Source organism: Marinobacter lipolyticus SM19 (assembly GCF_000397065.2).
In the GTDB taxonomy this organism is placed as follows: Bacteria; Pseudomonadota; Gammaproteobacteria; order Pseudomonadales; family Oleiphilaceae; genus Marinobacter; species Marinobacter lipolyticus.
Genome location: NZ_KE007325.1, coordinates 165,931 through 185,995, shown reverse-complemented (window position 1 = coordinate 185,995; position 20,065 = coordinate 165,931). Strand labels below are relative to the sequence as shown.

Genomic DNA, 20,065 nt, shown 5'->3' with positions numbered 1-20,065 from the left:
TATATGGGTATTGTTAACAGCGAGATCAAACCGTTCAACGCCACCGCCTTCAAACAGGGCGAGTTTGTTGAAATCTCCGAAGCTGATGTAAAAGGTAAGTGGTCTGTCTTTTTCTTCTATCCGGCTGACTTCACTTTTGTTTGCCCGACCGAACTGGGTGACGTCGCAGACAAGTACGAAGAGCTGCAGAAGCTGGGCGTGGAAGTGTTCTCTGTGTCTACTGACACCCACTTCACCCATAAGGCATGGCACGACGCTTCCGAGACCATCGGTAAGATCAACTACTTCATGGTTGGCGACCAGACTGGCACCATCACCAACAACTTCGGTGTAATGCGTGAAGGTCAGGGCCTGGCGGATCGCGCTACCTTCCTGATCGATCCGGATGGCATTATCCAGGCGGTGGAAATCACTGCTGAAGGTATTGGCCGTGACGCCGACGACCTGCTGCGCAAGGTAAAAGCTGCCCAGTACGTTCGCAACAACCCGGGCGAAGTTTGCCCAGCCAAGTGGAAAGAAGGTGAAGCGACTCTGGCTCCTTCCCTGGACCTGGTTGGCAAGATCTAAGCTCCTCCCCGAGAGTAGCTAAAGAGCAGAAAACCCCGGATTATCCGGGGTTTTTTGTGTCTGGGGGAACCGCAGTGCCACGGGCCTTGAGGCGATAGAACTCCTCGATGACGCCGGCCATGGCATCCGGGCAGTAAGGCCGCAGGCCGCTCAGTATAAGATGCTTGGTAACTTCGCCCACGGCCTTGCCGTCTGCGGTCAGCTGGTACTCCAGCAGAACGTTGCCACGCTTTCCGGCCGCATCCAGCGTTGCGTTACTCAGTTCGAGGTCCGGCGACGGCAGATCCAGGTTGTTCAGGGCCAGGCTCATGCTCTCGTACATGACCATCGGGCGATCGGGATTGAACATTACCCCGTTCGATTCCATCAACGGTTTCAGGGTATGGGGGAAGTTCTTGCCGGAGGCGGCCACGTAGGCGCGGGTAATATCCTCGATCAGCTGCTGGTCCTCGGTGCGGGCGCCACTGCGAGTCACTTCGATATAGACCTTGCCGGCGTCATCGCAAACGTTAATGCCGCTCTCGGTCTCCACAAACCCTAATGGCACGTCTGCACCCAGCAGACTACGAAATCTGAACGTCATGTTTTCCGAGAGCCCGAAACGGGCCAGAATGATGGCGAAGAGCAGGTCCCCGGGAACGCAGAAGCGGCGGGCATCCGGATCATGAATGGGGTTGAAATCTCCCGCGATCTCTTTGGCGAACTGACTGGCCTGCAGGGCGGAGATATGTACGTGCCCGTCTCGGACGGAGTGGAAACGATCTAGAAACATGCGTTGCCTATTCTGAGTACCAGAGAGTGGTTATTCGGTGTCCTTGGTACACGATACGCTGACAAGCTGCCGTTGGGTATTCGCTATTGGTCAAGCCCCGGTTTTCCGGGGGTTTACCTTTCAGCTGACGTGATTTGCTGCCGGGGAGCGGGCAAGGTAATCCAGTGCCTGCTGGGTATCCCCTTCATGAACGGGGTGGAAATCAGGTGCAAGCCAGCGGAACGTGGCCCTGACCAGAAACGAGAACGTGGGCACATTGCCGGTATCCTTCCCGACGCGCTCAAGCTCTCTGAAAATATTGAGCATGCCCATACGACCAAAGCGTTTTACTTTGGGGGATGGATCCTGGCGGTACAGTGTGCGCCCACCTTCGGCTATGAAATACAGGAAGAGTGGAAACACCAAGGCCATTAACGCCTGTCGGCTGATGTAAAAGCCCAGCTGCGTCTTGCAGAGGTGCTCAAACAGGTCGAAGGCCACCGTTCGATGCTCCACTTCCTCAGCGAGATGCCACTTGAACAGGTCCACCATGGCGGGATCGCCGCTTTGTTCCCAACTGGTATTGTCCATCGCCCATTGGCCGAGCACACCGGTGAAATGCTCGATAGCGGCGATGAGACCAACCCGCAGGACCAGCCATTGTTTGCGCCATTTCTTGCGGTCCAGGCTCTTGAGACCGAGGGGTTGTTCGCCCAGCAGGGACTGGAATAGCCAGCTTACCCGTCGGTGGTATTCGTCAAAGCTTAACCCGTGTTCTCTCAGGTAGTCCTGGGCTTTGCTGTGGGCGCGGGAATGGATCGCCTCCTGGCGAATAAATCCTTGCACGTCGGCTCGGAGGTTGTCATCCGTGACCAGTGGTAAAGCCTTGTTGTAGACGCGGCAGAACCAGAGCTCACCCTCTGGCAGTAATAAATGAATACCGTTGATCATGTGGGTGGAAAACGCATCATCCCTGAGCCAATACAAGGGCGTGTCACTGAAATCAAACTGAACGTGTCGTGGCTGTATGTTATGACGTGATTTGGCCTTCATTTGTGTTCTCCGGCTACGGGATCGGGAGATAAACCGGCGGGCAAACCTCTCTGTATTCAGCCTTTTAAAGTAGCAAGCCGAAAGCGAGGTTGGCAGGGGGACAACAGGACGGTGAGTTGCCTGATAGGGACAGGATCAAGACCTGATGGGCAGGTTTTATGGCCGGCGGACAGCAATCCTGAGATTGTATATAGGTCCGTCCTATTGAAAGGTTTGGATCAATTAATTTGAGCTTTATATGCTCAATCCGTATCTTTCTCACATATTCGATTCGTACTTCATTCCGAGTTCGTACATTCAGTCTCACGAAGTTTATAAAGAGGACGCGTTACATGTTGGATGCCAATATCAAGGAACAGTTGAAAGCCTACATGGACAAACTGCAGCAGCCGATTGAGTTGGTTGCTGCCTACGACGACGGCCCCAAGTCCCAGGAGCTGCGTGAGCTCCTCGAAGAGCTGGAGCCGATGTCTGAGAAGATCAGCCTGCGCACTGAGGAAGATCCGGATGTGCGTCGCCCTTCATTTGCCATCAATCGTGTAGGTACGGATATTGGTGTTCGTTTCGCCGGCATTCCCATGGGACATGAGTTCACCTCGCTGGTGCTGGCACTGCTCCAGGTGGGCGGCCATCCGTCCAAGGCGTCTCAGGACGTGATCGAGCAGATTCAGGCCCTGGACGGCGAGTTTGAGTTCGAGACCTATTTTTCCCTGTCCTGTCAGAATTGCCCGGATGTGGTGCAGGCGATCAACCTGATGAGTGTGCTGAACCCGAAGATCAAGCACACGTCCATCGATGGTGCGCTGTTCCAGGAGGAAGTCGAGAAGCGCGAAGTCATGGCGGTACCGAGCGTTTACCTGAATGGCGAAACCTTTGGCCAGGGCCGGATGACGCTGGAAGAGATCGTGGCCAAACTGGACACCAACTCCGACGCCCGTGAAGCGGAAAAGATTAACAGCAAAGACGCCTTTGAAGTACTGATCATCGGTGGTGGCCCGGCCGGTTCGGCTGCAGCTATCTACGCTGCCCGCAAGGGCATTGCCACTGGCATTGCCGCCGAGCGTTTTGGTGGCCAGGTTGCCGATACCATGGGCATTGAGAACCTGATTTCCGTGCCTTATACCGAAGGCCCGAAACTGGTCAGCGCCATGGAGCAGCACGTCACCGAATACGACGTGGACATCATGAACATGCAGCGCGCCGAGAAGCTGATTCCGGCCAGCCAGCGAGGTGGTCTGCATGAGGTGCGCCTGGCCAATGGCGCTTCGCTGAAATCCCGCACAGTGATTCTGTCCACCGGTGCCCGCTGGCGCCAACTGGGTGTCCCGGGTGAGGAAGAGTATCGCAACAAGGGCGTGGCTTACTGTCCGCACTGCGACGGCCCGCTGTTCAAGGGCAAGCGCGTGGCAGTCATTGGTGGCGGTAACTCCGGCGTGGAAGCGGCCATCGACCTGGCGGGCATTGTCGGTCACGTCACGCTGATCGAGTTTGGCGCCGAAATGCGGGCGGACGAGGTGCTGCAGAAGAAACTGCGCAGCCTGAAGAATGTGGAAATCATCACCTCTGGCCAGACCACCGAAATCACCGGTGAGAACGGCAAGGTTAACGGTCTGCAGTACACCGACCGCAACACTGGTGAGAGTCATCACGTGTCGCTGGAAGGCGTGTTCGTGCAGATCGGCCTGGTGCCCAACACCGAGTGGCTGAAAGGCGATATCGAGTTGAGCCAGCACGGGGAACTCATCATCAACGACCGCAACGAAACGTCCATTCCCGGTGTGTTTGCGGCTGGCGATGCCACCACGGTACCTTATAAGCAGATCGTGATTTCGATGGGTGAAGGCTCCAAGGCGGCACTGAGTGCCTTTGACTTCCTGATCCGTAACTCGGCTGAGGACGATCAGGCTGCCTAAGCTCAATGGTCTGATCTTCTGGTTTGAACAAAACAGGCATCGGAGTCACCCGATGCCTGTTATCGTTATGGGAAACCGGTTTTGATCAGAGGCAGTTCCATGAGGGTTTTTCTACTCCCGATATTGTGGGTGTTTTGCGCTAGTGCTGGTGCTTCGGAAGGGGACCGTATTCGTATAGCCGTCCCTGGCCTCTCTCACCTGACGACCGAAGCCGGTGACGGGGTATACCAGAAAATTATCGCCCGGGCCCTTGAGAACCAGGATGTCGAAGTGAACGAATCTTTCTATCCAATCAGGCGGGCGCTACTCGTTTTTGAGCAGGGAGAGGTGGACTGTATTTATTCTTCAACCGAAGCGTTAGCGCAAACATTCGGGCAGGATGAGCTTATCTTTAGCTTCCCTCTAGGGAAATTCAGTTTCTTTCTGTTTACCCTCAAGAACAGTCCCCCGATGGTAAGCGTGAGTGCCCTTGAAAATAAACGGGTTGGAGTGGTCAGCGGCCAGGAACACTTCCTTCACCCTTTTCTTGAGAATCATCATTTGGATGTTGTCTGGTCCAGAAACGATGCCCTGAATGTGTCAATGCTGGAGTACGGGCGTTTTGAGGCGGTTATCGGTGCGATTCCGGATATCAGGCCTTATCTGGACAGGCTCAGTTATTCGCCGGATCACCCCCTTCTGGAAAGCTTTGATCGCCTGACTTGCCACAACACCGAGCGCAATCGGTCTTTTTTAACCCAACTGTCGCGGGAATTGAAGAAGCTCAAGCGCGACGGTGTTTACCAGGACATTGCCGGGCCCCTGTATGTGGAGTTTGATGACGATGAGCCGGGTGTCGACCCTGATTCCTAGTCAGCTCCGGTTGCGGACGTTGTCGAACTGACATCTGTCTCGAGGCTGCCCTGGAAACTCTTCTCAACGTCATTCGCTGAAAAGAGATGACCGTAGGCTGCCTTGATGCCATCGACGATAAATTCGTGGGGGACGTCATCGAACACCCCGTGATCGTTGACGTATTCCATGTGGGCGTCGCCGGATTCGGTGTACTCCTGGAAGATGGAATCGTGGACGCCATCGAATTCCAGTGGTTCCACGCTCATCAGCTCGCACAGCCTGGCATTGAATGCCGGAGTTGCCTTTACCCACTTCCCGTTCAAGTAGAGCTCGATGAAACCGTGCATGCGAAAAATATCCGACTGCAGGTAATCGATCAGCTTCTGGCTGGATAGATGATTACGCACATCCGCCAGCCCCAGTCGGCTGGGAATACCAACGGAACGGGCCGCCGCGCCCAGCAGCACTGCCTTGGGAATACAGTAGGTCTCACCGCTTTCAAGGGCGTAACTGGCACTGAAAGTCTTCGGGTTCGTCTGGAACACGTAAGGGTTGTAGCTCACGGAGTCCCGTACCGCGAGATAAAGTGTCTTTGCCTGTTCGACGGGATCATCCGGCACACCCTCTAGCTGATCCGCGATCCAGGCCTTCAGCTCAGGCTGGTCATAATTGAAGAAAGCGGTAGGCTGGAGATAGCGTTCCATAATGATCCATCCGATTTTGGGGTATTAAGACCTGATCGTCTCTAATTAGCAAGCTACTGACAATGGCCTTTTCCGACAATGACATTGCCTTTTTCTATCATTCCTTGCCTTCGAAACCCTGCATTACATTCACCGCGTTCACTCCGATAGCTTCCACATCGTAACCGCCTTCCATGGTAAACACCGTTGGCAGGCCCAGTTGCTCGATGCGTTTGCCGAGAGTGAGGTAGTCACCCGAGGTGAGCTTGAAGAAGGAGATCGGGTCTTCCTCGAAGGTGTCCACGCCCAGGGCAACCACCAGAGCCGTTGGCCGGAAAGCTTCGATCTGCCGGCAGGCGGTTTCCAGGCCCTGGCTCCAGGTGCTGTAAGGAGTATTGGGCGGGTAGACAAGGTTCAGGTTGTAGCCTTCCCCGTCGCCCTCGCCGATCTCGTCCTCAAAGCCGAGGAAGTGGGGAAATACCAGGTCCGGGTCGCCATGCAGGCTGATGGTCAGCACGTCACTGCGGTTGTAGAAGATGGCTTGGGTGCCGTTGCCGTGATGGAAATCCACATCAAGGATGGCGACCCGCTGGTAGCCCTGGTCCCGGAAGGCTTGCGCTGTAATGGCTGCGTTGTTGAAAAAGCAGTAGCCACCGAACAGGTCCGCGTGAGCGTGATGACCCGGTGGGCGGCAGAGGGCGAAAACCGCGCGCTCGCCTCCGGCCACCAGTTTCTGGGCGGTCAGGGCCACATTGGCGGAGGCTCGGGCGGCGTCCCAGGTGCCCTCGGTAATGGAGGTTTCCGCCGCGAAGCTGTAATAGCCCAGGCGGCCATCGATGTCCTTGGGCAGACGGTGGCGCATGCCGCGACCGGCCCACACGGCGGGAATGGCTTCGCCGGGTTTGCCGGCGGCGACCCACTCGTCCCAGCAGGTTTCCAGAAAGGACACGTAATCAGCCGTGTGTACCCTTTTGATGGGCTCAAGGCCAAACTCTTCCGGTTCCAGAACCTCCCCCAGCGCCTGATTCCTGACCCGCGCCAGGATGGTTTCCGCCCGTGAGGGTTTCTCATGGGGTTCGATCAGCAGGCCGCCATCCAATTCGGTTTTGACAGTACGGCGGGCATGGAGGGGAGAGAACACGGTTTTCATGGCTGGGCAGTTTCCGCGCTAATGAACTCAGGTCACTTTGACACAAGCAATGCCGTGGCTCAATTTCGGACATTGTGGCAGTCTGGGAAAGTTTCAGGGAGAGGGAAATAAGGGATATGACACTGACAACACTTCTGGGAATTGAGTTACCCATCATTCAAGCGCCGATGGCGGGGGTTCAGGGCGCGGAGCTGGCCCTGGCGGTGTCCAATGCCGGTGGCCTGGGTTCGCTGCCCTCCGCCATGCTGGGTGCCGATGACTTGCGAGCCGAGCTGGAAACGCTGGCATCAGGCACCAACAAACCCTTCAATGTGAACTTTTTCGCCCACCAGCCGCCCGGGCCGGACCATGCCCGGGAACGGGCCTGGCGGGAAGCTCTTGCGCCATACTATCTGGAATACGGTATCGATGCGGAGAGTATTCCCGCGGGCGGTGGCCGCACGCCGTTTAACGAAGACGCGGCCGAGCTGGTGGAGGCTTATACCCCGGCGGTGGTCAGCTTTCATTTCGGGTTACCGGATGACACCTTGCTGAACCGGGTAAAAGCCACCGGCGCCAAAGTCATTTCCACCGCAACCACGGTTGAAGAAGCGGTCTGGCTGGATGAACGTGGGGTGGATTCGATTATTGCCCAGGGGCTGGAGGCTGGCGGTCATCGGGGGATCTTCCTGACCCGGGACTTGTCCACCCAGATGGGTACGTTTGCGCTGCTGCCCCAGGTTATCCAGGCGGTTCGCTGCCCGGTTATTGCTGCCGGCGGGATTGTTGATGCCAAAGGCATCCGCGCGGCGATGGATCTGGGGGCCGCCGGTGTCCAGTTGGGCACGGCGTTCCTGTTGTGCCCTGAAGCCACCACGCGGTCGATTCACCGGGCCGCACTGAAAAGCCCGCAAGCCCGTCACACCGCACTGACCAATCTGTTCTCTGGCGGGCCCGCTCGGGGCATCATGAACCGGGTGATGCGAGAGCTTGGCCCGATGTCCGGGGATGCTCCTGAGTTTCCCCTGGCAACATGAGCTATTGCGCCCTTGCGAGCAAAGGCGGAGGCAAATGGCTCCGGTGATTTTTCTCCTTTGTGGTCCGGGCAAAATGCCTCGGGTTGCCGGGAAGTGCCAGCCGCCGATCTGGTTCGCCAACTGACTGAGGGATTATGACCGGGCTCGTTGCCGACATGTCCCTGACCACAGTTCGTAATGTCGATTTAATGAATCAACGCACGACAGTCTGCCAAAAGATGTACGACACTATTCGATAATTTTATCGTCAGCTATTGGATCAATGAGATGGATGCTCTGGATCTGGAAACTGTTTACCGTCAGCACTCCAGGCAGGTGCTGGCGACACTGATCCGTTTGCTGGGGGAGTTTGACCTGGCAGAGGAGGCGCTGCAGGACGCCTTTGCAGCCGCCGCCCAACAGTGGCCGGACCAGGGAGCGCCGGATAATCCTCTGGCCTGGTTGATTCGTTGTGGCCAGAACCGGGGCATCGACCAGATTCGACGGCGACAGACCGTGCGTTTTCACGCCGATGAGCTGGCCCGCGCCGCAGACGTGTCCGACACCCCGGACCTGGCGGAATCCTCCCTGCAGGATGACCAGTTGCGGCTGATCTTTACCTGTTGTCACCCTGCGCTGGCAACGGAATCGCAATTGGCGCTGACGCTCCGGGAGGTGTGCGGACTCACCACGGAGCAGGTGGCGCGGGCACTGCTGCAGAAACCCACCACGCTGGCCCAGAAAATTGTCCGCGCCAAGCGCAAGATCCGCGAGGCGGGCATTCCCTACGAAGTCCCCGACGACAAGCTCCTTGCGGAGCGTCTCGGGGCCGTTCTGCACGTCATCTATCTGATGTTTAATGAAGGCTATGCCCGCACCGAGGGGGAGGGGTTGATTGACGCCAGCCTCACTGCTGAGGCCATTCGCCTTGCGGAGTTGCTTGCAACATTGCTTCCGGACGGCGATGTATCAGGGTTGATTGCCCTGATGCGCTTGCAGGACGCCCGCAAGGAAGCCCGGGTGGATGAGGACGGTGAGTTGGTGACCCTGGAAGACCAGGACCGGACGCTGTGGAACAGGGAAGAAATCCACGTGGGCAAGGCGTGGCTGATGCGGGCACTGGGGCAGGCACCGGCCGGCGCGTACACGCTTCAGGCCGCGATTGCCGCTGCCCACGCGGATGCACCGTCTTTTGAGGAGACGGACTGGCACGACATCGCGGGTCTCTATGATTTGCTCTATCAACGTTCACCTACACCGGTCGTTGCCCTGAACCGGGCTGTGGCGGTGGCAATGCTCGAGGGGCCGGATGCCGGCGTGGCTCTGCTGGAGGGGCAGTCTTCTCACAAAGCCATTCAGAACTATCACCTGTTTCATGCCGCCCTGGCTGATCTACACCGACGCTCCGGGCGCCGGGAACAAGCCCGGGTTGCCTATGAGCGTGCACTGTCATTGGCGAGCCAGGCCCAGGAAAAGCGTTTTCTCGAGAAGCAGTTGGCCCGGTTGGCCCAGAGCGACGGACGAAAAAGATAGCCATTCGATGTCGAAATGACTGATCGATGAACGACAAGGATACGGGACACGATAAAGGAGAGTACCGATGAAATACGTGGCATTGGTTTACTACCGGGAACAAACCATCAATGACATGACTGAGCAGCAATGGCATGACCTGAATCAGGAGTGTATTCGTTGTGTGGAGAATCTGGCTGACAAGGGCAAGTTCCTGGCCGGCCAGGCACTCCAGCCGGTGGACAGTGCCACCACGCTGAGAGTCAGGGATGGCGAGGTTCTGATGTCGGATGGTCCCTTCGCTGAAACCAAAGAGCAGCTGGCGGGGTTCTATCTGTTGGAAGCCCGGGATCTGAACGAGGCGCTGCAGCTGGCGAGCCATATTCCGCCAGCGCGCCTGGGCAGTGTTGAGGTCCGCCCGGTGCGGGATCTGCCGCCCAAGGACTGAATGGCGCCAGTAGACAATCAGGCAGGAGGATTGAATATGACGTACGTGGATGGTTTTTTGGCCGCAGTGCCAACCGCCAACAAGGAGAAATACATCCAGCACGCCCGGGACGCCGCCGTGGTGTTCAAGGAACATGGGGCCCTGAGCCTGGTGGAGTGCTGGGGCGATGATGTACCCGAGGGCAAGGTTACGTCCTTTCCCATGGCCGTGAAGTGTCAGCCTGATGAGACGGTGGTGTTTTCCTGGATCACCTGGCCGTCGAAGGCGTTGCGTAATACTGCGATGCCAAAGGTGATGGAAGATCCGCGCCTGCAGGCCGACGTCAACCCCATGCCTTTCGACGGCAAGCGGCTGATTTACGGTGGCTTCCAGATGGAGGTGGACGAGTAAGCACGGGCCCCTGACTGGCCCGCTGAACACTCGGCAACCGGGAGATTGGCCAATTCCCCGGTTGCCGTAAGCCGCTAACGTTGGATCATGGTTGGCCCGAACCCATAGTTCAAAGGAGAGGGCCAGAAAGAATTTACCAGGAGCGAGACCGCTACCATGAGCCAACAACATTTTGATGTACTGATTATCGGCGCCGGCGTTTCCGGCATTGGTATGGCATGCCACCTCAAGCGCGAATGCCCGGGCAAGTCTTTCGCCATCCTGGAGCGCCGGCAATCTCTTGGCGGTACCTGGGATTTGTTCCGCTACCCGGGCATCCGCTCCGACTCCGACATGTTTACCTTCGGCTACAACTTTCGCCCGTGGACGGGCGGCAAGGTGCTGGCGGATGGCGCCTCCATCAAGAATTATGTCAAAGAGACCGCTGAGGAAAACGGCGTCGACAAGCACATTCAGTACGGCCTGGCGGTGAAAACCGCAGACTGGTCCAGTGCCGACAAGTGTTGGACCGTGACCGCTCAGCGGGAAGAGGGCGGTGAGATCGAAACGTTTACGGCCAGTTTCCTGGTGGGTTGTACCGGTTATTACAATTACGACAAGGGCTATAAACCCGATTTCCCTGGCGAGGAAGATTTCAAAGGGCAGGTGGTTCATCCCCAGCACTGGCCCGAGAACCTGGACTATGCCGGCAAGAAAGTCGTGGTGATCGGTAGCGGTGCTACCGCCATTACCCTGGTTCCGACTATGGCTGAGAAGGCTGCGCACGTCACCATGCTGCAGCGCTCGCCTACCTACCTGATGCCATTGCCGTCCACAGATAAGGTCACCCTGGGCCTGCAGAAAGTGCTGCCCGCCAAGCTTGCCTACAAAATTACCCGCGCCCGCAATATCTCCATTGCGCGCCTGCTGTACGAGCGTTCACGCAAGAGCCCGAAGGCCATGCGCCGGCTGTTCCTGAGCATCATCAAACAGCAGGTCAACGGTAAGGCGGATATGCGCCACTTCACCCCGGACTACAACCCGTGGGACCAGCGTCTGTGTGTGGTCAAGGATGGCGATCTGTTCAAATCGCTGAAGTCGGGCAAGGCCTCCATCGCCACCGACCACATCGAGCGTTTCACCGAAACCGGCATCCGCCTGAAATCCGGCGAAGAGCTTGAAGCCGACATCATCATTCCGGCCACGGGCCTGGACATTCAGATGCTGGGTGGTATTGAGCCGGCGGTGGACGGCGAGCAGGTGGTGATGAAGGACAAGATCATCTACAAGAACGTACTGGTGGAAGGCGTACCCAACGCCGCCATGATCTTTGGCTACACCAACATCTCCTGGACCCTGAAGGCGGACATTGCCAGCGAATACCTGTGCCGCCTGATCAACCACATGGACAAGAAGGGCAGTCGCGTGGTGGTTCCGCGGGATACCGAGAACAGCCTGGGTGAAGATACCATTCTGGGGGCACTCAGTTCCGGCTACATCAAGCGTGCAGAGGACCGCTTGCCGAAGCAGGGTACTCATGGCCCATGGAAGGGGTCACAGAATTATCTGGAGGACGTAAAGATCCTGCGTTTCGAGCCCATTGAGGACGGTTACCTGGAGTTCGATGGCAAGCGTTCCCGTGAGGCGGCAGAGGGTTCTGCCGGGTTCCTCAAGCCGCTGCGTTCGGCGCTGTTCGGCTCATAAAGGTCCACCGGGCCCGCGGGCCCGGTTACCTAATACATCTATTAGTGCGTGCAAGAATATGTCAGGCTCTCTGGCCTTGTTACTTGCAGTAAAGGCTAATGATGTATGTCGAAATCGGCCAGAAAGAAAAACACCCCTCTGTGGCATCCGGTTTACTGGCCCTCCTGGCTGATTGTCTTCACCCTGTACCTGCTGTCGCTTCTGCCAATGTCGGCCAAACAACGTGTTGGCCGTCGGCTGGGGTGTTTTCTGGAGCGCAAGCTGAAATCCCGCTCCAGGGTGGCACACACCAACCTCGCCGCCTGCCTGCCCGAGTTGGCCGAAAATGATCGGGAACAACTGGTGCAGGATAATTTTATCGCCTGTACCCGAGGCTTCCTGGAAAGTACCCACGCCTGGTGGCGGGATATGTCCGATTACTACGATACGACCGAAGTGGTCGGGTTGGAGCATCTGGAGGAAGCAAAGGCGAAAAATCGGGGTGTGCTGCTGATTGGCGCCCACTACAGCATTTTTGACTTCGCCCTGCCGCTGATTGCCTGCAAACTGGACAAGCCCGGGTACATGTACCGCCCCAACAACAACCCCGTCATCGATCGCATGATCGAAAAAGGCCGGCGCCGTCACTTCAATATTCGCCCGTTTTCCAAGCGCCAGCTGCCGCGGATGATGCAGTTCCTGAAAGAAGGCGGCCAGGTGTGGTTTGCCTGTGACCAGGATTTCGGCCGCAAGACCGAACTGTTTGTTCCATTCTTTGGTGTGGATGCCGGTTGTATCACCTCCCCCAGTTATATTGCACGGGAATCCGGTGCCGCTGTAATCTGCGTCAGTCACTTGCGACTGGCCGATGGCCGTTACCGCGTGGAGTTTTCACCCATTCAGGAAGACTTTGGCCAGGATAAGGTCCGCGATGCCGAAACCTGGAACCGCTTTATAGAATCCACGATTCGAGAGTTTCCGGATCAGTACCTTTGGTTGCACAAACGGTTCAAGAGCCGGCCAGAGGGTGCCCCGAGGATATATTAGAGCGCCTATTTCCGGCCCAGGTAACGCCGCAGTGTGTCCTGCCAGTTTGCAGCTTCGGTAACCGCCAGCATTTGTTCCGACACTTGTCCCCGTATTGGGCTGCCGGATGGCAGGGCAAAGCCGTATAGCTGTTGCTGGAAAATATCCGGGAGAAGTGTCAGTCTCTTTTTGCCCAGTTGCAGATTGCGGTATTGCAGCAGAGCACGGTCATAAACGACGGCGTCAGTTTCACCTTCCGCGACTGACATCATTGCCGTTGTCAGATCGGGATACAGTTGGTGCCTTATGCGTTCGTCACGCAGGAAGGCTTCGCTGGCGGTGCCTGCGATCGTTGCCACATTGGCACTGACGAGGTCTTCCGGTCCCTGTATCTGATGCTGAAGGTTGCTGACTGTCAGTGACGACGTGATGGCTGCGGTAAAGCTCGCCACCATGATCAGTCCGGCAAACATCCACGCCAATGCGATTGCACGTCCGGCGAAGGAAACCGGCGCCTTGTCGCCATAGCCAACCGTAGTCATGGTCACCGCGGCCCACCAGAAGCTTGCGCCGATACCTTTAATCGCATCACCGCCAAACTGCTCCGGATTTCGCTTCCGTTCGAACAGCCACAATACAAACCCCACACCCAGAAGCAGGGCGCCAAGGGCAATGATGACGCTGACAAATTGCCAGCTCACCAAGGCCCGAAGGCTCGCCCATAATCCTTGTTCAGGAGCTGGCGGCACTGCGATCGACAAGCCTGTCTGGAAGAACGGGTGGGTAAAATCGAATTTAGCCTCCCGTTCGGCGGTCATGGTCAGGGCGCCAATGGCGACGTCAATGTCGCCACTCTCCACGTTGGCGAGCATCTCTTGGAAGGACAGTGGTACCAGCGTGAATTCGCGGCCTATACCCTCTGCCACCTGTCGCCACAGATCAACACTGATGCCTTCCCATTCACCGTTTTCTGCCTCGACCACGAACGGTGGGACCGGCGTGAGCCCAACCTTTAGCGGTTCTGTTTGTGCTGAAAGCTGGGTAGCGGCCAGCATCAGCACAACGAGGGCAAAAAGGCGATTCCAGGTATTCATCAAACTCTCCAGTCGATTGCGTGTCATTCGAACTTCGAGCTGATGACATCGCGGTAGTTACGGATTCTTTGCACATAGTGCACGGGTTCATATCCACGGGCATACCCGTATCGGGTCTGAGGGTAATATCGCTTGTCCGCTTTCAGCGGCAGAACTTCTTTCATGTCGTCCCAGGAGTCCGGATTTTTGCCCAGATCCCGCGCCAGTTGGCGGGCGTCCAGCAGATGGCCGCGACCGATATTGTAGCTGGCGAGGGCCAGGAAGGTGCGGTCAGGTTCGGGAATGGTATCCGGCAATCGGCGGTGACGATCAGCCAGGTAACGGGCACCGCCATCAATGGCTGCCACCGGATCAAGGCGGTCGGTGACGCCCAGGGATTGCGCGGTGTTCTGAGTCAGCATCATGATGCCACGGACCCCGGTAGGAGACACAGCGGTGGGATCCCAGTGAGATTCCTGGTACGACAGCGCCGCCAGCAGGTCAGCGGGCATTCCGGTGGTGGCTTCCGCTTCGGAGAAGTGTTTAACGAATTTCGGGAGCCGCTCTTCAAGGCGGCGGTTCAGTGCTCTCAGGTCGACGAAATCAAATTCGCCAATGTAGGCGTAGTACTGGTTTTCCATATAACCAATCGCCTCGTCGCCGGCGGTGCTGTTCATCCACTCACGGGCCTGGCCCGCCAGATCCTCGGCTCCGGCTGGAAGATACCATCCCAGATTCTTGCCGGAAGTCAGGTTCATGGCGACTTCCAGGTGCGGGAAGTGCCGGCGCATCACCTGAACGATATTGGAGTCGGCCACGGTGCAGTCGAGGGATTGCTCGGCTACTGCGGACAGCAATATTTCGGTGGTTCGACCGTCATCTTCGTTGAATTTGATGCCCTCATGTTTTGCAGCAAGGCTGTTCAGAGTTTCCACGTAGCTTGAATCCGCCGTCACCGTAATGCCGACGCCAGTCAACGCCTCGGGTTTGCGGGGAAGCGGGCGCATCTCCCGGTGACACACCAGCTGTTCAGTGATTTCTGTGTGGGCGGGCCCTTGGGTAAAACGTTCTGTTCGTGAGGGCAGGTGTGTCAGGCCCGCTGCGGCAATATGTGTGGCTCCGGATTCCAGGGCCTTGAGCACCTCAGCGGTGGAATCATGCATGGTCCATTGCACCTGCCAGCCTTTGCTCCCGGCAAAGCGGGTGATCAGACTGTGTTCGGGGCCGATGGGATTTTCGTGGCGATCCAGATAATAGGTGGTAGAACCATTGCGGGTGGCGACTTCAAGCACGCCGGTTTCTTCTGGTGGTGCCAGCTGTTTCGCTGGCTTTGCGTCGTTGCTGTCGCTCTGACCACAGCCTGCGAGGGTGGTAAGGATGCAGGCAGACAAGGCGTATTTTAGCGTTGGATTCATCGAAGGCCTCTTTATTGTGCATTGTTTGTCGTGTTACGAATCCGTAACCCAACTGTATCACTCTGATTTCCTTGAAGCGGGCAAGGTGTGGATGGATAACCTATGCTTGGTCCATGTTTGGCCTGATTAGAGGGGATGACGATGCGTTTTGTACTTGGACGAGTGTTCGCCGTGGTACTACTGGGCTTATCCGTATCGGTGCAGGCCGCCGATGGCATGGTCAAAGTCAAAAGCAGGCATGGTGTGCATGCAACGGCAGACAAGCTCGAGTCAGTGCTGAAGGATAAGGGCATGACAGTCATGGCCCGTATCAACCATCAGCAAGGCGCAGAAAAGGCGGGGCTTGAGCTGCCGCCCACGGAAGTGGTGATATTCGGCAATCCCAAAGTCGGTACCCCACTGATGCAGTGTGCCCGGAGCGTGGCCATTGATCTGCCCCAGAAAGCACTGATCTGGGAAGATAGCAGTGGCAACACCTGGTTGGGCTACAACGACCCGGAATACCTGAAATCCCGCCACGGTATTGAAGGCTGTGATGCAGTCATCGAAAAAGTGAAGGGCGCGTTGGCAGGCTTTGCCAATGCAGCTACTGAGTAGTGTTATCGACCGGCTGATCAGGATGGTCGATATCGAATCGTTCAAGGCCCCGGGCCAGGCTGGCGCGGGACAGTTCGCCCATGTGGCTGTCTACCAGGTTTCCCTCGGCGCTGTAGAACAGGGTCGTAGGCAGGCCCTGACTGCCTGTGGCGCGACCAAAACCACCCCGGCGGTCACTCAGCACGTACTCAAGATTCAGGCTTTGTTCGTTGAGAAACCGGCGGATAGTCTCGGGATGTTCGCCCTGGTTGGCAAAGACAAAGTTGACGCCCGGATAGCGGCTCTGTGCTTCCTCCAGTACCGGCATTTCGCGAATGCAGGGCGGGCACCAGGTGGCCCAGAGATTTACCACCGTGGGCTTCCCCCGGGTAAGCAAATCGAGTCTGATCGGTTGCTCGTCCAGGTCGGTCAATTCAACGTCGGGTAATCCCCGGGTCTGGTTGTTGATCAAGGCGATCGTGCCAGTGGTGAAGCCCCAGACCATCAGGCCCGAGGCCAGGGCGATCCCCAGTGGACGACGTATTTGGGTACGCCGCCATAGCAGGTAGGCAATGAAAACAGATGCGGCCATCAGGCCGGAGAACGGGTCGAAACCGCCGTCACGAATGTCGATAATGCCCAGCCAATCGCCTTGATAGTGTTCAAAGTAACGGACCACAAAGCCGACTCGTGCACCTATCACGGCAGTGAGAAAAATATCGGCGAGGGTGCCGGATACCGGCAGTTTTTCCTTACGGCCTGCTAACGCTCCTGCAATCAAGGCAACAATAAAAGCCAGAATCAGCAACAGATGTCCGGAAGAGAGGCTGAAGGGGCCAACGCCTACACTGAGCATGACTTCTCCGTGATCAGGGTGATTTTACATCGCAGCACGGCGGATAGTGACCAGTGATGTATACGGGAGTTCCGTCTTTTAGCCGAATAATAAAAAGCCTGCTACTGAAAAGCACCTATAGCTATTTATCGGGGCCTCTGTTACCGTGCCTGCATCCTGCCTCTAAGGATTTCCGCAGTTTCCGGCTTAATGCCGCTTTGCGACCCATCCGATACGACCTGTCAGAGGACGTCACCCCGTTAACGGCGCGTGACTGTAGTCGTCTTTATATTCCATGAATTTTCATGGCATCTGCCCGCATTCGCCGCGAACGGTGTTCGTGGAGGCAGAATAATCAAGAGTTGATCCAATATGAGTTTTTCTTCACTCGGTTTGTCCGAGCAGCTGGTTCGTGCCACTTCCGATCAGGGTTATGAAACCCCGTCCCCCATCCAGGCCCAGGCGATTCCTGCGGTTTTGTCCGGCAAGGACGTGATGGCTGCGGCTCAGACCGGTACCGGCAAGACCGCCGGTTTCACCTTGCCGCTGTTGCAGCGCCTGGCTGAAAACCCGCGCACGGGTAAAGGCCCTCGCGCCCTGATTCTGGCTCCGACCCGTGAACTGGCCGCACAGGTTCACGACAGCGTGAATCTGTACAGTAAATACATTCCCACCAAGGCTGCCGTGGTCTTCGGTGGTGTAAAAATCAATCCGCAGATGATGAAGCTGCGCAAGGGTCTGGACGTGCTGGTGGCCACACCGGGCCGGCTGATGGATCTGTACCAGCAGAACGCCGTGCGTTTTGACGAAGTTGAAATCCTGGTGCTGGACGAAGCCGACCGTATGCTGGATATGGGCTTCATCCGTGACATCCGCAAGATTCTTGCGCTGTTGCCGGCCAAGCGCCAGAACCTGTTGTTCTCTGCGACCTTCTCCAACGAGATCCGCACCCTTGCCCAGGGCCTGCTGGATAACCCGGTTCAGGTAGAAGTGGCTGCGCGCAACACCACAGCGGAAAAGGTGAAACAATCCATCTATCCAGTGGACCAGAGCCAGAAGACCGCACTATTGAGTAAGTTGGTTCGGGACAACGGCTGGGAACAGGTGCTGGTCTTTACCCGTACCAAGCACGGCGCCAACCGCTTGACGCAGAAACTGGAGCGGGATGGCATTACCGCTGCCGCCATCCACGGCAACAAGTCACAGGGTGCCCGTACCCGTGCCCTGGCCGATTTCAAGCAGGGTGATGTGCGCGTACTGGTGGCTACGGATATTGCGGCTCGTGGTCTCGATATCAAGCAGTTGCCTCAGGTGGTGAACTTCGAGCTGCCCAACGTGCCGGAAGATTATGTGCATCGCATCGGCCGTACCGGTCGTGCGGGCGAAAGTGGCCATGCGCTGTCTCTGGTAAGTGCTGATGAAGGCAAAATGCTGGCGGGTATCGAAAGGTTGATCAAGAAACAGCTGCCGCGCAAGAGCGTGGAAGGGTTTGAGCCGACGAACAACCTGCCCCTGAAACCGAAAGCCAAGGCCGATCCGAGCCGTGCTCGTAACCGGAATGGTAACGGTGGTGGCAACGGCAAACCGGGCGGTAATTCTCGTAGCTTCGGTGGTAAGCCGGGTGGTCGCAGCGGTGGCCGTAGTCAGGGTGGAAACGGTGGTCAGGCGAGACGTTCCCCGCAGCGCGAAAGCGCCTGATCCAGCGCTCTCCAAAAAAAGCGGGGCCCGAGGGCCCCGCACAGGAGAACGCACCCTACCGGAATCTCACAGACCTTGAGGTTTCCGGCGGGCACGGGGATCAAAACTTGTAAGTGAAACCAACCATGTAAACCATCGGGTCAATATCGACCTCGGTGGTGATTTTTCCTGCTTCCGCACCATCCGCCAGGGCGGTGATTGTGGCGTCGGTACTGATGTCCGCCCACCAGAGCGCCGCATTCAGCCCGAAGTGCTCGTCCAGCATCCAGTCAACACCTAACTCCAGCGCCACACCCACACTCTCGTCCAACTCCAGTTCGGTACCGTTGATGGTGCCCGGCGCGGTGCCCAGAACGCTCTGCGCAACGCCATCGACAGCGCTTGTCAGAGTGGTTGTGGTTTTTTCCTCAAAGAAATGGGTGTAGTTCACGCCAATACCCGCGTAGGGCTGAATCATAGAGCCGCTGTCCAACGGGAAATACTGCAGGGTCAGTGTCGGTGGCAGGTGCTTGGTTTCGGCAAGCTTGCCGATGCCGTTCAGTGCGCCGGCACCTTCAATGTTGTGTTTGAAAGGAGTTGCGCCCAGCACGCCGATACCGATATGCGATGTCACCATGTAGGTGGCGGTAATACCGAGCTGGGTGTTGGAATCCACGCTGACCCTAGCGTTTGGCAGGGTGCCCACACCTTCCAGATTCAGATCAGAACTGGAATCATCCGGAGCTACGTGGGCGGCCCCGGCGCGCAGCATGAAATCGCCCGCTTCGTAAGCCTGGGTGGCCGGAGCGGCAGCCAATAGCCCGACAGCAACAACACCGAATTGGTAAATACGGGACATGAAAATCTCCTTGGACCTGAAGTGTGATTGACGTCAGGGTAATGTCCTCGGAGATTGAAAACTTGATATAGCGCAAGAATGCCGGGGGGCGGGGATGGTGTTGGCCACCGGATTGATCTGGCTCAAGAAAAGGGGACTAACATAAGATGACAGGTTGTCAGCCAGTCTGCTTTTTGTCCTTGCGCAGGGTGGCTTCGCTGTCATCCCGAACGAACACGTCCCGAACGGTAAGTGAGTCTCCGTCAGCATTCTGAACGGTGACTGGCCGGATGGGACGACCGGAGGCACGGTCCCGCAAGTCCAGAGCTGGCTGGTCGGGGGCCGGATTCCACTTGTCTCCCCACTGGCGCAGGGCAATCACGATCGGAAACAGATCCCGGCCTTTTTCGGTCAGACGGTACTCGAAGCGGGAGCCGTGTTCGCCTACATCCACCTTTTTCAGGACTTCGTTATCCACCAGTCGGGCCAGACGGTCACAGAGGATGTTGCGGGCGATGCCCAGTTCCTGCTGGAAGTCCACAAAACGACGGGTGCCATACATGGCGTGCAGCACCACAAGCAGGGACCACCAGTCCCCCACTTCATTCAGGGCACGGGCGACGGAGCAACTGGAGTCATCAAAACGTTTTCTGGCCATAGTGGGAAG

19 protein-coding genes and 1 pseudogene are annotated in these 20,065 nt (G+C 57.2%); 11 read left to right on the top strand and 9 right to left on the bottom strand.

The genetic code is table 11. The features are described 5' to 3' along the window. The first annotated feature begins 3 nt into the window (after positions 1-3). Complete coding sequence (ahpC, locus tag MARLIPOL_RS10365) at positions 4-567, top strand: alkyl hydroperoxide reductase subunit C (protein WP_012138039.1); 564 nt, start codon at positions 4-6, stop codon at positions 565-567. Positions 568-607: 40 nt separating this feature from the next. Here the strand turns inward: ahpC and MARLIPOL_RS10360 are convergent, their stop codons facing one another. Then, positions 608-1,339, bottom strand: a complete 732-nt coding sequence (locus MARLIPOL_RS10360) for a DUF3581 domain-containing protein (protein ID WP_012138038.1) — start codon at positions 1,337-1,339, stop codon at positions 608-610. Between the two features lie 120 nt (positions 1,340-1,459). Continuing rightward, positions 1,460-2,371, bottom strand: a complete 912-nt coding sequence (locus MARLIPOL_RS10355) for a metal-dependent hydrolase (protein WP_012138037.1) — start codon at positions 2,369-2,371, stop codon at positions 1,460-1,462. A gap of 332 nt (positions 2,372-2,703) precedes the next feature. Between MARLIPOL_RS10355 and ahpF the strand changes: the two genes are divergently transcribed. Together ahpF and MARLIPOL_RS10345 are read left to right on the top strand one after the other, a co-directional pair. Continuing rightward, a complete protein-coding gene (gene ahpF / locus MARLIPOL_RS10350; RefSeq protein WP_012138036.1) occupies positions 2,704-4,284 on the top strand; it encodes an alkyl hydroperoxide reductase subunit F in 1,581 nt (526 codons plus the stop codon). Positions 4,285-4,383: 99 nt separating this feature from the next. Next, positions 4,384-5,136, top strand: coding sequence for a substrate-binding periplasmic protein (locus tag MARLIPOL_RS10345; RefSeq protein WP_036191244.1), 753 nt, complete (start codon positions 4,384-4,386; stop codon positions 5,134-5,136). Here MARLIPOL_RS10345 and MARLIPOL_RS10340 read toward each other — a convergent pair. Continuing rightward, on the bottom strand, positions 5,133-5,822 hold the full coding sequence (locus MARLIPOL_RS10340; RefSeq protein ID WP_012138034.1) for a transglutaminase-like domain-containing protein: 690 nt from the start codon (positions 5,820-5,822) through the stop codon (positions 5,133-5,135). The two genes, MARLIPOL_RS10345 and MARLIPOL_RS10340, sit on opposite strands and share 4 nt — an antisense overlap. 97 nt (positions 5,823-5,919) lie before the next feature. After that, the gene (locus MARLIPOL_RS10335; protein ID WP_012138033.1) at positions 5,920-6,951 is read right to left on the bottom strand and encodes a histone deacetylase family protein; all 1,032 of its coding nucleotides are present in this window, start codon (positions 6,949-6,951) and stop codon (positions 5,920-5,922) included. 116 nt (positions 6,952-7,067) lie between these two features. Here MARLIPOL_RS10335 and MARLIPOL_RS10330 point away from each other — a divergent pair. From MARLIPOL_RS10330 to MARLIPOL_RS10305, 6 genes and pseudogenes are all read left to right on the top strand, one after another. Beyond that, a pseudogene (locus MARLIPOL_RS10330) lies at positions 7,068-8,105 on the top strand (NAD(P)H-dependent flavin oxidoreductase). 129 nt (positions 8,106-8,234) lie between these two features. Further along, on the top strand, positions 8,235-9,479 hold the full coding sequence (locus MARLIPOL_RS10325; RefSeq protein WP_012138030.1) for an RNA polymerase sigma factor: 1,245 nt from the start codon (positions 8,235-8,237) through the stop codon (positions 9,477-9,479). Positions 9,480-9,546: 67 nt separating this feature from the next. Next, entirely contained in the window at positions 9,547-9,906 is a 360-nt protein-coding gene (locus MARLIPOL_RS10320; protein WP_012138028.1) for a YciI family protein, read from the top strand. A gap of 36 nt (positions 9,907-9,942) precedes the next feature. After that, positions 9,943-10,296 carry a DUF1428 domain-containing protein gene (locus MARLIPOL_RS10315; RefSeq protein WP_012138027.1) on the top strand — a complete coding sequence of 118 codons (354 nt, stop codon included), beginning with the start codon at positions 9,943-9,945 and terminating at the stop codon, positions 10,294-10,296. A 156-nt stretch (positions 10,297-10,452) separates the two neighbouring features. Then, positions 10,453-11,979: a flavin-containing monooxygenase gene (locus MARLIPOL_RS10310; protein ID WP_012138025.1), complete on the top strand. Its 1,527-nt coding sequence runs from the start codon at positions 10,453-10,455 to the stop codon at positions 11,977-11,979. Positions 11,980-12,084: 105 nt separating this feature from the next. After that, the gene (locus MARLIPOL_RS10305; protein ID WP_012138024.1) at positions 12,085-13,005 is read left to right on the top strand and encodes a lysophospholipid acyltransferase family protein; all 921 of its coding nucleotides are present in this window, start codon (positions 12,085-12,087) and stop codon (positions 13,003-13,005) included. A 5-nt stretch (positions 13,006-13,010) separates the two neighbouring features. Here the strand turns inward: MARLIPOL_RS10305 and MARLIPOL_RS10300 are convergent, their stop codons facing one another. Both MARLIPOL_RS10300 and mltF read right to left on the bottom strand, forming a co-directional pair. Then, the gene (locus MARLIPOL_RS10300; RefSeq protein WP_228677607.1) at positions 13,011-14,105 is read right to left on the bottom strand and encodes a transporter substrate-binding domain-containing protein; all 1,095 of its coding nucleotides are present in this window, start codon (positions 14,103-14,105) and stop codon (positions 13,011-13,013) included. Beyond that, positions 14,102-15,472 (bottom strand): membrane-bound lytic murein transglycosylase MltF, encoded by a 1,371-nt coding sequence (gene mltF / locus MARLIPOL_RS10295; protein WP_012138022.1) that lies wholly within the window; start codon positions 15,470-15,472, stop codon positions 14,102-14,104. The genes MARLIPOL_RS10300 and mltF overlap by 4 nt, the downstream gene beginning before the upstream one ends. A gap of 141 nt (positions 15,473-15,613) precedes the next feature. On the opposite strand from mltF, the gene MARLIPOL_RS10290 reads away from it, so the two are divergent. After that, entirely contained in the window at positions 15,614-16,069 is a 456-nt protein-coding gene (locus MARLIPOL_RS10290) for a DUF302 domain-containing protein (protein WP_012138021.1), read from the top strand. Here the strand turns inward: MARLIPOL_RS10290 and MARLIPOL_RS10285 are convergent. Beyond that, positions 16,059-16,904 (bottom strand): TlpA disulfide reductase family protein, encoded by an 846-nt coding sequence (locus tag MARLIPOL_RS10285; protein WP_012138020.1) that lies wholly within the window; start codon positions 16,902-16,904, stop codon positions 16,059-16,061. The genes MARLIPOL_RS10290 and MARLIPOL_RS10285 overlap by 11 nt on opposite strands. Before the next feature lie 351 nt (positions 16,905-17,255). Here MARLIPOL_RS10285 and MARLIPOL_RS10280 point away from each other — a divergent pair, with 351 nt between their 5' ends. Then, positions 17,256-18,581 carry a DEAD/DEAH box helicase gene (locus tag MARLIPOL_RS10280; protein WP_012138018.1) on the top strand — a complete coding sequence of 442 codons (1,326 nt, stop codon included), beginning with the start codon at positions 17,256-17,258 and terminating at the stop codon, positions 18,579-18,581. 100 nt (positions 18,582-18,681) lie between these two features. On the opposite strand, the gene MARLIPOL_RS10275 is transcribed toward MARLIPOL_RS10280, so the two are convergent. Further along, positions 18,682-19,419 carry an OmpW/AlkL family protein gene (locus MARLIPOL_RS10275; protein WP_012138017.1) on the bottom strand — a complete coding sequence of 246 codons (738 nt, stop codon included), beginning with the start codon at positions 19,417-19,419 and terminating at the stop codon, positions 18,682-18,684. Between the two features lie 157 nt (positions 19,420-19,576). Beyond that, positions 19,577-20,056 (bottom strand): winged helix-turn-helix transcriptional regulator, encoded by a 480-nt coding sequence (locus tag MARLIPOL_RS10270; protein WP_012138016.1) that lies wholly within the window; start codon positions 20,054-20,056, stop codon positions 19,577-19,579. Positions 20,057-20,065: the final 9 nt, after the last annotated feature.